The organism is Cronobacter condimenti 1330 (genome assembly GCF_001277255.1).
In the GTDB taxonomy this organism is placed as follows: Bacteria; Pseudomonadota; Gammaproteobacteria; order Enterobacterales; family Enterobacteriaceae; genus Cronobacter; species Cronobacter condimenti.
Genome location: NZ_CP012264.1, coordinates 4,116,570 through 4,131,032 on the forward strand (window position 1 = coordinate 4,116,570; position 14,463 = coordinate 4,131,032).

The following is a 14,463-nucleotide window of genomic DNA, read 5'->3' on the forward strand; positions in this document are numbered from 1 at the left end:
TCGCTACATTCGTTTTTTACTCCGCTTTCATTTGACTTTCGCACGCTGGCGTAACCCGTTCATCCCGCAAGGAATAAACGCGATTTTTACGCGCCAGGCCTTTCTTTTTACGGGATTTTTACGCCAGCCCGCCACGTAAAACGCTAGCCTTTGACCATCGCCCACGCGGCTCTGAAGAAGCGTAACGTATGTTTTCCTTTGCACTGACTCCCTGGTTTAAACACCGCAACCCGACAGCAGCATCAGATGCTGTCTCCTCCGGTCAGGAACCGATTATGTTCTCCACGTTGCTCAATACCTGGATGCTGGCGGGCACGCCGCAGCCTGTTCAGTCGCGCTTTCGCCAGGAGGCGCAAGCCTATCTGCGGGAGTACCCGCACACCCGGTATGTCGACATCTGCCTGTACGATCTGAACGGCTGCCGTCGGGGTAAACGCTTGAGCGTAGAAACCCTGCTTTCGCTCGCCGATGGCTGTTACTTCCCGCTCTCGGTTTACCACATGGATGCAGAAGGCCAGGTGACGCCCGCGGCGGTGGCGCACAGCGAGCCTGACCGCCTCTGCCTGCCGATAAGCGGCACGCTGCGCCCATGTGCCAGCGATCCGCAGCATCATGCGCAGGTGCTGCTCTCGATGCAAAACCCCGACGGCACAGGCTGCACGCTTGAGCCGCGCGTGGTGCTGGAGCGGCTGCTGGCACGGTTTCACGCCCGTGGGTTGTACCCGGTGATGGCGCCGGAAGTGGAATTTTATCTGCAGGCCGTAGACGGCGCGCCGCCGACATCACGCTGTTTTGATATCGACATGCCCGATCGTGACAACGCGCTGCTGGAGGCAATGGATGCCGAGGCGCGCCGGCAGGGCCTGCCGCTGTGCGGCATCGTGGCCGAGGCCGACGCCGGCCAGTTCGAACTGAATTTCCGCCATACCGGGCGCGTGGTGGCGATGTGCGATCAGGTACTGGCGGCCCGGCGGCTGGTTCATCAGGTGGCGGAAAAACAGGGCTACCACGCCAGCTTTATGGCGAAACCGCGCGCTTCGCTCGCAGGCAGCGGCCTGCATTTTCACGTAAGCCTGAACGACCCGCAGGGCAGCAATCTTTTCGCAAGCGAGGCGGGGTGCCCGAACGTCATGATGCGCCGCAGTCTGAGCGGCCTGCTGGCGCTGATGCCCGCAAGTGTCGCGCTGGTTGCGCCCGGCGCGAACGCGTTCCGGCGGCTTCGCAAAAACCTGAACGAGCCGCTGTTTTCCTCCTGGGGCTATAACGACCGTTCAGCGGCGCTGCGTCTGCCCTGCGCCGATGCTGCGGGTCAGCGGATCGAATACCGGCTCGCGAGCGCCGACGCCAACCCGTATCTCGTGGCGGCGGTCATGCTGGCAGGCATTCTGTACGGGCTTGATCACCCGCTGCCGCTGCCGCAGGCCGGGGCGAAGAAAGAGTTACCCGCGCTGCCGCTCTTCTGGCCGGATGCGCTGGCATGTTTTCAGGAGGCCGACTGGCTACGGGCGCAACTGGGTACGCCGTTCAGCGACGCGTGGCTTGCCTGCAAACACCAGGAGCTGGCCCGGTTTGAAAGCGAAGTCACTGACGCGGAAAAACGCGTGCATCACCATTAATCACGTTAAAAGAGGTGAGCCATGTCTCGCTTAGTTATGATCTCCAGCCGCTGCGGCGTACCACACGGCGCCGATGCCCAGGCCGAAGCCCTGCACGATATTATGCGCAGGCGTGGCGGCCTGTGGATGGGGTGGAGCGGCGCGGTCGGCCCTGACGGTGAGCCACGCCGTATCACGGTGCGGGAGACCGCCGGCTACACGCGCCAGCGCTGGAACATGTCGCCTGCGGAACACGCCGATTACTATCACGGCTATGTGCATCAGGCGCTGTGGCCGGTATTTCATAACCGGCCCGATCTCGCGACGCACCCGAAAACCGCGTTCTGTGCCTATAAAGCCTGGAACGAGGCCGTGGCGGAAATAGCAACTGATGGGATCTGCCCGGATGACGTGGTGTGGGTGCAGGATTATCACCTGATCCCGCTCGGGCGCTGCCTGAAGGAAGCGGGGTTACTGAATCCATGTGGTTTCTTTTTACATCAGCCGTTTCCGCCAGGCGACGTGTTCCGCACGCTGCCGGAGCACGACTGGCTGATGCGCTCGCTCTTTTTCTACGATCTGATTGGGTTTCAGTCCGGCAGCGACGTGAATCATTTTCTGCTCTGCGTGATGCGCCATTACCGCACGGAGCGGCTTTCCGCGACCACGCTTCGGGTTAACGGACACATTATTAACGTTGGCGTATTTCCCTGCGGTGTGGCGACGCCGCGCCGCGCAACGCTGCCCGGCACGCACGGCGAACGCTACCCGCGCAAGCTTATCGTCAGCGATGATGTGATAAACGACATCAGCGGCATCCATTACCGCATCGACGCCATGCGTACGCTATTGAATAACCATCCACAGTACCTGCGCGACGTGACGCTGCTACAGATAAGCGACCCGGCCAAAGAGTACCCGCATTTTTCGCCGCGGCTCGAGCAGCAGCTGGCGCGCTTTTGCAGCGAGGTGAACGGCGCGTTTGGCGATCTCTGCTGGTTTCCGGTGAATTATCTGCATAACGACGCGCTAAACCGGCGCGCCATCGGCGAGATTTACGCCAGCGCCAGCGTGGGCCTTTTTACACCGCTGTCGGAAGGCGTCAGCCTGAGTGCCAAAGCGTATGTGCTGGCGCAGAATGCCGCCGATCCGGGCGTGCTCATTTTGTCGCACTGCACCGGCACAGCAGAGCAGCTAAAAGGCGCAATGGTCGTGAATCCCTATGACGCGTATGAGCTGAGCGAGGCGTTGCACTCGGCACTTGCGATGCCGCTTGCGGAGCGCAAACAGCGCCACGCGGCGCTGCTCACGCAGGTGCGTCAGTATGATAATCAGTGGTGGGCCAGCACGTTTCTTGATGCACTGGGGGGCGAATCTTACGCCTCCACGACGCTGCGCTTTCCGCGCCAGTACGGGATTTTTACGCCACAGAACCTGTACTGAAACGCGTTATTCGGCGAGCGCCTGGGCGCAGGCCCAGGCAGAGCTCCATGCCCACTGGAAGTTGTAGCCGCCAAGCCAGCCGGTCACGTCCACCACTTCGCCAATAAAATAGAGCCCCGGCACTTTACGCGCCTCCATCGTACGGGAGGAGAGCTCGTGCGTATCCACGCCGCCGAGCGTGACTTCCGCGGTGCGGTAGCCTTCGGTGCCGTTAGGCTGAACGCGCCAGCCATGCAACGTCTCCAGCAATTCCTGTTGCTGGCGGCTGTTGAGCTGTTTGAGCGTGACATCCGGGATTTGCCCCAGGCTTTGCAGGCACTCCACCAGCCGTTTCGGCAGTTGCATAGCCAGCGTGTTTTTCAGGCTTTGGTTCGGATGCGCGGCGCGCTGCTCGTCAATGAACGCGCCCGCGTCGATATCCGGCAGAAGGTTGACCGTCACCCATTCGCCGGGCTGCCAGTAGCTGGAAATCTGCAAAATGGCCGGGCCGGAAAGCCCGCGGTGGGTAAAAAGAATGCTTTCGCGAAAGACCGTACCGTTATCAGCGGTGACAACGGCAGGCACCGCGACGCCGGAAAGCGTCTGGATCTGCTCAAGGAGCGGTTTGTGCAGCGTAAACGGCACCAGCCCGGCGCGGGTCGGCAAGACGTTCAGCCCGAACTGTTCCGCCACTTTATAACCGAACGGCGTCGCGCCAAGGCCTGGCATCGACAGACCGCCGCTGGCAATGACGAGCTTTGGCGTCTGTACCGCCGCGCCGTTCAGCGTCAGGGTATAGCCATGCTCGTCACGCGCGATCGCCAGCACTTCGCTGCGTAGCCGCACAGTGACGCCGCCTTTTTCACACTCCGCCATCAGCATCGTGACTATCTGCTCGGCTGACTCATCGCAGAAAAGCTGCCCGAGGGTTTTCTCATGCCAGGCGATGCCGTGCTTGCCCACCAGATCGATAAAATCCCACTGGGTGTAGCGCGCCAGCGCCGATTTACAAAAGTGCGGGTTGGCACTGAGGTAAGCGGCAGGCTCAACGTAAAGGTTGGTGAAATTGCAGCGTCCGCCGCCGGACATCAGGATTTTACGCCCCGGTTTTTTGCCGTTATCCAGCACTAACACCCGGCGCCCTGCCTGTCCTGCCAGCGCTGCGCAGAATAAACCTGCCGCGCCCGCCCCTACGATGATGGCATCAAACTGTTCCACAACCCTTCCTCATTGCCGTTAAGGCCGCGAATTGTAAAGTTTCCTCTCTGGTCGCACCAGACAAAACCCTGTTACAAATTCTAATAAATTGAATTTAAAAGATAATCTCTTAGGTGAAATTGACACTTCGGTGACAACAATTAAAAAAAGTCTATATTTCACTTTGCCCATGCCGCCGTTGTCTTAGATAATGCGCCGCGTTCATGTCCTCAAAATGGCGTAACGTCCTATGCTACATTTGTTTGCCGGGCTGGATTTACACACTGGCCTGTTACTATTGCTTGCTCTGGGATTTGTACTGTTTTATGAAGCCATTAATGGTTTCCATGATACGGCAAACGCAGTCGCAACCGTTATCTACACACGCGCTATGCGATCGCAACTTGCGGTGGCCATGGCGGCTCTCTTTAACTTCCTCGGTGTTCTGCTTGGCGGCTTAAGCGTGGCTTATGCGATTGTGCATATGCTGCCGACTGATCTGTTGCTCAACGTAGGCTCCGCACATGGCCTGGCGATGGTTTTCTCCATGCTGCTGGCCGCTATCATCTGGAACCTCGGCACCTGGTATCTCGGTCTGCCAGCATCCAGCTCCCATACGCTGATTGGCGCTATCATCGGGATTGGCCTGACCAACGCCCTGATGACGGGCACATCGGTAGTAGATGCGCTGAATATCCCGAAAGTGCTGAACATTTTCGGCTCCCTCATTGTGTCGCCGATAGTCGGTCTGGTGTTCGCAGGCGGGCTAGTGTTTTTGCTGCGTCGCTACTGGAGCAGCACCAAAAAACGCGCCCGTATTCATCTGACACCTGCGGAGCGTGAAAAGAAAGATGGCAAGAAAAAGCCGCCTTTCTGGACCCGCATTGCGCTGATCCTCTCCGCCATTGGCGTGAGTTTCTCTCACGGCGCGAACGACGGCCAGAAAGGCATCGGCCTTATCATGCTGGTGCTGATTGGCGTAGCGCCCGCCGGTTTTGTGGTGAATATGAATGCCTCCGGCTACGACATCACCCGCACCCGCGACGCTATCAATAACGTCGAAACGTACTTCCAGCAGCATCCGGCCGCACTGCGTCAGGTCGCGGGCGTTGACCCGGTTATCCCGACGCCGGATCAGGTGAACCCGACGGGCAATCCGAAGGAGTTTCACTGTGACGCGAGCCGCGCCATTCTTGCGCTGGATCGCGCGAAAACGATGCTTAATAACATCGACAGCTACGACAAGCTGAGCGTTGATCAGCGCAGCCATCTGCGCCGCATTATGCTCTGCATCTCTGACACCACCGATAAAGTGGCGAAGCTGAAAGAGACCAGCGCTGACGACCAGCGTCTGCTGAAAAACCTGAAGGCGGATATGCTCAGCACTATTGAGTATGCTCCAGTCTGGATAATCATGGCGGTAGCACTGGCGCTGGGCGTCGGCACCATGATCGGCTGGCGTCGCGTGGCGACCACCATCGGCGAGAAAATCGGCAAGAAAGGCATGACCTATGCGCAGGGCATGTCAGCGCAGATGACCGCGGCGGTCTCTATCGGTATTGCAAGCTACACCGGTATGCCGGTTTCCACGACGCACGTGCTCTCCTCTTCCGTCGCGGGCACGATGCTCGTCGATGGCGGCGGTTTGCAACGTAAAACCGTTACCAGCATTCTGATGGCGTGGGTTTTCACCCTGCCTGCGTCAATCGTGCTGTCAGGTGTGTTGTACTGGATAGCGTTACGTTTCGTGTAAACGCGTTTGCACGAGCGTAAAAAAAGCGGGTCAGGTAACTGACCCGCTTTTTTAATGCCAAATCATCAGCCCTATCAGGCTAATAATGACTAACCCGCATAATGAACTGGTGAGAATAAACTGGCGGCGCACGCGTTCGCAGCGGCGAATAAATTCGTCGTCATGATGATCGAGATAACGTTGCCAGTAAATATACCAGACAAGGCGAATCTGTTTGCTGGGTTGACCATGTGCCGTAAAAAAGCCGCCGCCATCCACATATTGATAAAGCAGTGGATCGCATCCTCTGAGCACCACTAAAAGCGCGCGTAACGATGAGAAATAACGCGCCATATTAATAACGCAAACCAAGAATAAGGACCAAAACAGCGCGACGGTGCTGATCATACCTTCCCCCCGACGACTCGCCTGGAAAGCAATGGCTCTCCAATACCTGAAAGACTGTTCTGTGAAAGCGTGCATGCGTGAAAGTCGACCGGGTTCACATTTATTCACCCGAACGGCTTTTTTAATAGTGTAGGAGATCCGCTAATTTTTTTACCACATCGTTAATCCTTATCAACGCTTGCGGACCTATTTTTCGCTTGAATGTATGCGACCCCGGCGCATTGACGGATGTACCAGGGCGCTATAAGGTAAAATTAGCTTTAGCGCTAAGTCTTTACGCTGGAATGAGTTCCCGCGATTGTGGTACGCAGGACGCGGGCACGGGGATGGCGCCGCAGGTAGCAACGCGTCATCCAGTCCACTGGTCATCGACATCTTATGGAAGGAGTAACACTATGGCTTATAAACATATTCTCATCGCGGTCGATCTGTCCCCTGAAAGCAAGGTACTGGTAGATAAAGCGGTATCCATGGCGCGTCCCTACAACGCGAAAATTTCTCTGATTCATGTCGATGTGAATTATTCCGACCTCTACACCGGGTTAATTGACGTTAACCTGGGCGACATGCAAAAGCGCATCTCCGAAGAGACTCACCATGCGCTGACCGAGCTTTCCACCAATGCGGGCTATCCGATTACCGAAACCCTGAGCGGTAGCGGCGATCTGGGCCAGGTGCTGGTCGATGCGATTAAAAAATATGATGTGGATTTAGTGGTGTGCGGCCATCACCAGGATTTCTGGAGCAAGCTGATGTCTTCCGCTCGCCAGCTTATCAACACCGTTCATATCGATATGTTGATCGTCCCGCTGCGCGACGACGAAGAAGCGTAATCGTCGCGGTGGGTGCGCGACGCGCGCCCGCCGGAGAAGTTCGTTAAAGCATTATCGTTGTAGGCCCGGCAGGCGCCAGCGCCGCCGGGCATTTTAATCGGGTTAGCGGGTTATTCCGGCGTACCGGCGTAAATATCGAAGCGGTGGCCTTTGGTAATGACGGCGTTTGGCGTGGCGACATCGCCGAGCGGCGGCGCGTAATCGGGGCGTTTCACCACCACACGCTTTGTCGCGAGTCTACGGGCGGGCGCCAGCAGTCCGTCAGCATCAAGATCCGGCCCCACCAGCGACTGAAACACCCGCATCTCCTTTTTCACCAGCGCGCTCTTCTGCTTGTGCGGAAACATCGGGTCGAGGTACACCACCTCCGGGCGCGGCGTAATCTCATCCAGTGCTGTGAGGCTGGAGGCATGGATCAGCTGTAACCGGTCACGCAGCCACGGACCTATCTCCGCATCCTGATAACCGCGCGCCAGGCCGTCATCCAAAAGCGCCGCGACAACCGGGTTACGCTCCAGCATCCGCACATGGCAACCTACCGATGCCAGCACGAACGCATCGCGCCCAAGCCCCGCCGTCGCGTCGACCACCTGCGGCAGATAACTGCCCTTAACGCCCACCGCTTTCGCTACCGCTTCGCCGCGTCCGCCGCCGAATTTACGGCGGTGCGCCATGGCGCCCTCGACAAAATCGACGAATATCCCGCCAAGTTTTGGCTCGTCGCGCTTGCGCAGCTCAAGATGGTGCGACGTCATCACCAGCGCCATCAGGTTATCCGGGTCGTGCGCCAGCCCCCAGCGGGCCGCCAGAACAGATAAGGCGCCGTCTCCGGCGCCTGTTTCATCAATCAGACAAATGTTCACGCGTAAAGTCAGCCCTGGATGCCGTAATGTTCCAGCATCGCGTCGAGCTGCGGTTCACGGCCGCGGAAGCGTTTAAACAGCTCCATCGGCTCTTCAGAACCGCCGCGCGTCAGAATGTTATCGAGGAACGCCTGACCGGTGTCGCGGTTGAAAATACCTTCTTCTTCAAAGCGGGAATACGCGTCTGCGGCCAGCACGTCAGCCCACAAATAGCTGTAGTAGCCCGCCGCGTAGCCGCCAGCGAAAATATGGCTGAAGGCATGCGGGAAGCGGCCCCAGGCCGGGCCGGGCACCACAGCCACCTGTTTTTTAATCTCCGCCAGCGTTTCCAGCACCTTCGCGCCCTGCTCCGGGCTGAACTGCGCATGCAGACGGAAATCGAACAGGCCGAACTCCAGCTGGCGCAGGATAAACATCGCCGCCTGGTAGTTTTTCGCCGCCAGCATTTTGTCGAGCAGCGCCTGCGGCAGCGGCTCGCCGGTTTCGAAATGACCGGAGATAAACGCCAGCGCCTCCGGCTCCCAGCACCAGTTTTCCATGAACTGGCTCGGCAGCTCGACGGCATCCCACGGCACACCGCTGATGCCCGCGACCCCTGGGGTTTCGATGCGGGTCAGCATGTGGTGCAGACCGTGACCAAATTCATGGAACAGCGTGATCACTTCGTCATGCGTGAACAGCGCCGGTTTGCCGCTTACCGGGCGGTTAAAGTTACAGGTGAGGTACGCCACCGGTTTTTGCAGCTCGCCGTCTGCTTTACGCATCTGGCCGACGCAGTCATCCATCCACGCCCCGCCACGCTTGTTTTCGCGCGCGTAGAGGTCAAGGTAGAAGCTGCCACGCAGTTCGCCGCTCTCGTCATACAGCTCAAAGAAGCGCACGTCCGGATGCCAGACGTCGATATCTTTACGCTCTTTGGCGCTGATGCCGTAAATGCGCTTAACCACTTCAAACAGGCCGTTAACGGCTTTGTTTTCCGGGAAATAGGGGCGCAGCTGCTCATCGCTGATGCTGTAGAGATGCTGCTTCTGTTTTTCGCTGTAATACGCGATATCCCACGGTTGCAGCTCGTCGACGCTGAAATGTTCTTTGGCAAAGGCGCGCAGCTGGGCGAGCTCTTTTTCACCCTGCGGGCGAGCGCGTTTGGCCAGATCGGTTAAGAAATCCAGCACCTGCTGCGGGTTTTCGGCCATTTTAGTGGCGAGGGATTTTTCGGCGTAGCTGTCAAAGCCCAACAGTTGCGCAAGCTCATGACGCAGCGCCAGGATCTCTTCCATCACCGGCGTGTTGTCCCATTTGCCGGCGTTCGGCCCCTGGTCAGAGGCGCGGGTGCTGTAGGCGCGATACATCTCTTCGCGAAGCGCCTGGTTATCGCAGTAAGTCATCACCGGCAGATAGCTTGGAATATCCAGCGTCAGCAGAAAACCCTGCTGCTCTTTGGCTTCGGCCATGGCTTTGGCCGCCGCCAGCGCGCTTTCCGGCATGCCCGAAAGCTCAGATTCATCGGTCACGAGCTTCGTCCAGCCCTGCGTCGCGTCCAGCACGTTGTTGCTGTAAAGCGAGCCGAGTTCGGAAAGACGCGCCGCGATTTCGCCGTAACGTTTCTGTTTGTCTTTCGGCAAACCGATGCCAGAAAGCTCAAAATCGCGCAGCGCGTTATCGACCGCTTTTTTCTGGGCGGTGTCGAGTTTGGCGTAGTTGTCGCCGTCGCGTAAATCGCGATACGCCTGGTAAAGTCCTTCGTTCTGGCCCACCCAGGTGCTGTATTCAGAGAGCAGCGGCAGCGTCTGCTCATAGGCTTCGCGAAGCTCCGGGCTGTTTTTCACAGAGTTCAGGTGGCTTACCGGGGAGAAAATGCGGCCCAGTTTGTCGTCGGTCTCCGCAAGCGGCTGGCAAAGTGATTCCCAGCTGTAAGGCGCGCCGCGGCTGACTACCGCCTCCACCTGCGCGCGGCAATCTTCCAGCGCTTTCGTCACCGCTGGCACCACGTGCTCGGGTTTAATGGAGGAAAAGGGCGGTAGTTCAAAAGGCGTCAATAATGGATTGGTCATAAGCGCGTCCTGATTAGTGTTGGTTTAAGCGCATCTTGCAGCGACAATGTCTTGTAGCATGGGGTTTAGTGTAGTTAATTTCAATGCCTGGCGCTGGGCTTTACCCGCAGCGACAGCACATCCCGTAAGCGGTCACTTTCCGGTATACTGTTCAAAATCGATGTTCATTTACGCCTTTTGGAAACCCATCCCGCATGCTCAGTTACCGCCACAGCTTCCACGCCGGCAACCACGCCGACGTCCTCAAACATACCGTCCAGAGCCTGATCATTGAGTCGCTCAAAGAGAAGGAAAAACCGTTCCTGTATCTGGATACCCACGCGGGCGCCGGTCGCTATCAGCTGAGCGGCGAACATGCCGAGCGCACGGGTGAATATCTCGAAGGGATCGCGCGTATCTGGCAGCGCGACGACCTGCCGACGGAGCTTGAGCCGTACATCAACGCAATCTCGCATTTCAACCGCAGCGGTCAGTTACGTTATTACCCCGGCTCGCCGCTGATTGCCCGTCAGCTGCTGCGCCCGCAGGACAGCCTGCAACTCACCGAGCTGCACCCGAGCGATTTCCCGCTGCTGCGCGGTGAATTTCAGAAAGATGAACGCGCCCGCGTTGAGCGTGCTGACGGTTATCAGCAACTGAAATCCAAACTGCCGCCAGCGTCGCGTCGCGGCCTTATCCTGATAGACCCGCCTTACGAAATCAAAACGGACTACCAGGCGGTGGTTCAGGGCATTAATGAAGGCTATAAGCGTTTTGCGACCGGCGTTTACGCGCTCTGGTACCCGGTGGTTTTACGTAACCAAATCAAGCGTATGATGAATGACCTCGAATCCACTGGCATTCGACGTATTCTGCAAATCGAACTGGCAGTACGTCCGGACAGCGATCAGCGCGGCATGACCGCCTCGGGCATGATTGTTATCAACCCGCCGTGGAAGCTCGAACAGCAAATGGCGAATCTACTGCCGTGGCTACATCAGGCGCTGGTGCCCGCAGGCACCGGCCACACGACGCTGAAGTGGGTTGTGCCGGAGTAATTGCAGCCATAGGTGGAACCCTTTTCCGTCAGGACTACAATCGCGTTAATTCGAATCATTAAAAGGTAACAGCCATGACCAGACACTACGACTACCTCGCCATCGGCGGCGGCAGTGGCGGTATCGCTTCTGTCAACCGCGCCGCTATGTACGGCCAGAAATGCGCCCTGATTGAAGCCAAAGCGCTGGGCGGCACCTGCGTCAACGTTGGCTGCGTACCGAAAAAAGTCATGTGGCACGCCGCGCAAATCGCTGAAGCTATCCATCTCTACGGCCCGGACTACGGCTTTGACACCACCGTCAACCATTTCGACTGGCAGAAGCTGGTGGCGAGCCGCACCGCCTATATCGACCGTATCCACACCTCTTACGACAACGTACTTGGCAAAAACAATGTGGATGTCATTCACGGCTTCGCGCGTTTTGTTGATGCACATACCGTGGAAGTGAACGGCGAGCGGATCACCGCCGATCACATTCTGATCGCGACCGGCGGTCGTCCAGGCCATCCGGCTATTCCTGGCGCGGAATATGGTATCGACTCCGACGGCTTCTTCGCACTGCCCGCGCTGCCGAAACGCGTGGCGGTAGTAGGCGCGGGTTATATCGCGGTAGAACTGGCAGGCGTCATTAATGCGCTGGGCGCACAAACGCATCTGTTTGTGCGTAAACACGCGCCACTGCGCACCTTTGACCCAATGCTGTCTGAAACGCTGCTAGAAGTGATGCAGGCCGAAGGCCCGCAGTTGCATACCCATGCGACGCCGACCGCCGTGGTGAAAAACAGCGACGGCAGCCTGACGCTGACGCTGGAAGATGGCCGTTCAGAAATGGTCGATGCGCTGATTTGGGCGATTGGCCGTGAGCCGGAAACCGACAATTTCAACCTGACGGCAACGGGCGTAAAGACTAATGAAAAAGGCTATATCATCGTCGATAAATACCAGAATACCAGCGTACCTGGCATTTATGCCGTGGGTGATAACACCGGCGCGGTCGAACTGACGCCAGTTGCGGTTGCGGCAGGCCGTCGTCTTTCCGAGCGCCTGTTTAACAACAAGCCGGAAGAGCATCTGGACTACAGCAACATTCCGACCGTGGTGTTCAGCCACCCGCCTATCGGCACCGTCGGGCTCACCGAGCCGCAGGCGCGCGAGCAATATGGCGATGCGCAGGTGAAAGTGTATAAATCGTCCTTTACCGCGATGTACACCGCCGTCACTTCACACCGTCAGCCGTGCCGCATGAAGCTGGTGTGCGTCGGGCCGGAGGAGAAAATCGTCGGCATCCACGGCATCGGTTTCGGCATGGACGAAATGTTGCAGGGCTTCGCGGTGGCGCTGAAGATGGGCGCGACCAAAAAAGACTTCGACAACACGGTCGCTATCCACCCGACCGCCGCAGAAGAGTTTGTCACCATGCGTTAATCGCGGGTCGACTTTTCGCGCAAAAAGAAGGGGAAGCCTACGCTTCCCCTTTTTACTGTCTCGCCGCTGGCAACACTGTTAGCGAATCGCCTGGTAAATCGCCTCGCGGATCTTCACCCATTTTTTCGTCTCTTCGCCAGGATTTGCCTGCTCGCGCAACTGCGCCTGCTCCAGCTCATATTTCTGGCGCTGCACGACCACCGGTACGGTACAAAACGCCTGTAAATATTGCTTACGCATAGAGGTCATCTTTTCGCCCTGCGCCATGGCATGACTTAACGTCGTTATCATGCGTCGGCACGGCTTTTTCTCCTCCATCTGGAGGCGATAGCGCAGCAGGACATCGAGCGTCTCTTCATGGTCCTGAGCAAGCGCCTGCTCCGTCCAGGCGACTTTCCAGTTCATCCCGGCCTGAAGGAAAAGCCGCGTCACCAGCGCATCATTGCGGTCGATCGCCGCACGCAGGTTTTCCGGGTCCCACGTAATGCCCATGTTGCTGAGCCGATGACGCGGGCTGTCGTCGCTGTTTTCGGGTTCAGCAGCCACCGCCGTGGCAACGGGAGCCGTGGCCTCACGTTCAGCAGCAGGTGGATGCAGCGAATCGTTCGCGATAAACAGCGCGCCGACCACCAGCGCGATAACGCCCAGGCCCACCGCGCCCCAGACTGCGCCCATCACCAGCTGACGCGTCTCCTGTTTTTTGCCATCCTGACGCCGGCTCGGGCTTTCAATCGCGTCGCGCACTTCGAAAATATCGCCGCCCACGACGCTGTTTTTCTTCGCCGCGTGGTCGATAAACGCGTTCAGTTGCGTGTCATCCGCTTTCATCAGCGAAGCCGGATTCACCCGCGTACGCCCTTCGCCGCAGGCTTTGTGCAGCGGTGCGCTGATGGCATTGAAGTAGTTGTCCAGCATCACTTCCTGGGCGCCGGTAAGCGGCTTACCGAGCGCGGCGACGTTGCGAATTTCACGAATGTCGTCCAGCAGCGTTTGCAGGGTTTTACGCGGTTCCACAAACAGCGTCAGCGATGTCGCGCCCTGGAAGAGTTTGTCGTAATGGCGGGCAAAGAGCTTTTTATCAACCACCAGCATCGCCAGCTCGCTGAATAACATGCCGCTCAGGACATCGCCCTTATCCCCCATTTTCAGCCAGCGGCGCACTTTATCGCCGCCGCACAGCTCTTTGAGCTGATTGACGCGTTGCTGTTCATCGGGCCACGCCTCACGCACCATGCCGCGTAGCGTCAGATCGAGCGCGCGCAGCTGGCGCAGTGCATCGGGCTGCATCTGCGCTTTATTCACATCCATCTCGGTGGAATAGCCGAGTTTCGGCTGCTGATGACGTACTTTTTCAAGACAGGTGACGAAACGCAGCGCGGCGAGAAGCTGGTTCTCCGTGACGTCCTGCCCGCTTTCATATTGCGGCACCAGTTGCTGTAAATGACGCAGCTGCAACGTGAACTGAGACATGTCGGCGTCATTCAGGTTCAGCCGTCGGGCGACGGTCGCCCAGTTGCCGAGATTCAGACGCGCCTGATCGAGCTGGTGCAAAAACCACTGGGGATCTTTGCCTTCTGAAACCTTAACGCCAAGCAAAATTAGAATTTCGACTGACGCCTGGCGAATTACCGTAAGCGCAGTTTCAAATGTTTCTCTTACCAAAGGCTGTGTGGAGCGGGCCATTTTGCATCCTTTTCACGCTTAACACCCTGGACTACACGCGGGTAAAGCGGGGAAAATTTAACTTAAGTATATTGTTATTTCTGAACTTTTTGTCTGCGCTAACAGGCAGTGAAACAACATATCTGAAAATGGCCGGAAAAAAAGTGATAACACGGCTTTTGCGTGAAAAATCGCCATTCCCTGCCTGAATTAGCAAGAAATGGACGCGCCGAATG

The 14,463-nt window shown here is 57.7% G+C and carries 11 protein-coding genes; 6 read left to right on the forward strand and 5 right to left on the reverse strand.

Annotated elements, in window-relative coordinates; genetic code table 11:
• Nucleotides 1-188 precede the first annotated feature (188 nt).
• Together AFK62_RS18945 and AFK62_RS21670 are read left to right on the forward strand one after the other, a co-directional pair.
• Nucleotides 189-1,616 (forward strand): glutamine synthetase family protein, encoded by a 1,428-nt coding sequence (locus AFK62_RS18945; protein WP_007679256.1) that lies wholly within the window; start codon nt 189-191, stop codon nt 1,614-1,616.
• Between the two features lie 21 nt (nt 1,617-1,637).
• On the forward strand, nt 1,638-3,038 hold the full coding sequence (locus tag AFK62_RS21670) for an alpha,alpha-trehalose-phosphate synthase (UDP-forming) (protein WP_032984817.1): 1,401 nt from the start codon (nt 1,638-1,640) through the stop codon (nt 3,036-3,038).
• A gap of 6 nt (nt 3,039-3,044) precedes the next feature.
• Here AFK62_RS21670 and AFK62_RS18955 read toward each other — a convergent pair whose 3' ends face one another.
• Nucleotides 3,045-4,235 carry a BaiN/RdsA family NAD(P)/FAD-dependent oxidoreductase gene (locus tag AFK62_RS18955; protein WP_007679261.1) on the reverse strand — a complete coding sequence of 397 codons (1,191 nt, stop codon included), beginning with the start codon at nt 4,233-4,235 and terminating at the stop codon, nt 3,045-3,047.
• Nucleotides 4,236-4,464: 229 nt separating this feature from the next.
• On the opposite strand from AFK62_RS18955, the gene pitA reads away from it, so the two are divergent.
• Nucleotides 4,465-5,967: an inorganic phosphate transporter PitA gene (gene pitA / locus AFK62_RS18960; RefSeq protein WP_007679263.1), complete on the forward strand. Its 1,503-nt coding sequence runs from the start codon at nt 4,465-4,467 to the stop codon at nt 5,965-5,967.
• Nucleotides 5,968-6,018: 51 nt separating this feature from the next.
• On the opposite strand, the gene uspB is transcribed toward pitA, so the two are convergent.
• A complete protein-coding gene (gene uspB, locus AFK62_RS18965) occupies nt 6,019-6,354 on the reverse strand; it encodes a universal stress protein UspB (RefSeq protein WP_007679265.1) in 336 nt (111 codons plus the stop codon).
• A gap of 395 nt (nt 6,355-6,749) precedes the next feature.
• Here uspB and uspA point away from each other — a divergent pair, with 395 nt between their 5' ends.
• Nucleotides 6,750-7,187 (forward strand): universal stress protein UspA, encoded by a 438-nt coding sequence (gene uspA / locus AFK62_RS18970; RefSeq protein WP_004388310.1) that lies wholly within the window; start codon nt 6,750-6,752, stop codon nt 7,185-7,187.
• Between the two features lie 110 nt (nt 7,188-7,297).
• On the opposite strand, the gene rsmJ is transcribed toward uspA, so the two are convergent.
• Complete coding sequence (gene rsmJ / locus AFK62_RS18975; RefSeq protein ID WP_007679269.1) at nt 7,298-8,050, reverse strand: 16S rRNA (guanine(1516)-N(2))-methyltransferase RsmJ; 753 nt, start codon at nt 8,048-8,050, stop codon at nt 7,298-7,300.
• Nucleotides 8,051-8,058: 8 nt separating this feature from the next.
• The gene (gene prlC / locus AFK62_RS18980) at nt 8,059-10,101 is read right to left on the reverse strand and encodes an oligopeptidase A (protein WP_007679273.1); all 2,043 of its coding nucleotides are present in this window, start codon (nt 10,099-10,101) and stop codon (nt 8,059-8,061) included.
• A gap of 194 nt (nt 10,102-10,295) precedes the next feature.
• On the opposite strand from prlC, the gene AFK62_RS18985 reads away from it, so the two are divergent.
• Nucleotides 10,296-11,138, forward strand: a complete 843-nt coding sequence (locus tag AFK62_RS18985) for a 23S rRNA (adenine(2030)-N(6))-methyltransferase RlmJ (RefSeq protein WP_007679275.1) — start codon at nt 10,296-10,298, stop codon at nt 11,136-11,138.
• Nucleotides 11,139-11,212: 74 nt separating this feature from the next.
• The gene (gene gorA / locus AFK62_RS18990) at nt 11,213-12,565 is read left to right on the forward strand and encodes a glutathione-disulfide reductase (protein ID WP_007679277.1); all 1,353 of its coding nucleotides are present in this window, start codon (nt 11,213-11,215) and stop codon (nt 12,563-12,565) included.
• A gap of 78 nt (nt 12,566-12,643) precedes the next feature.
• Here gorA and AFK62_RS22480 read toward each other — a convergent pair whose 3' ends face one another.
• Nucleotides 12,644-14,248 carry an STY4199 family HEPN domain-containing protein gene (locus AFK62_RS22480; RefSeq protein ID WP_007679279.1) on the reverse strand — a complete coding sequence of 535 codons (1,605 nt, stop codon included), beginning with the start codon at nt 14,246-14,248 and terminating at the stop codon, nt 12,644-12,646.
• Nucleotides 14,249-14,463 lie beyond the last annotated feature (215 nt).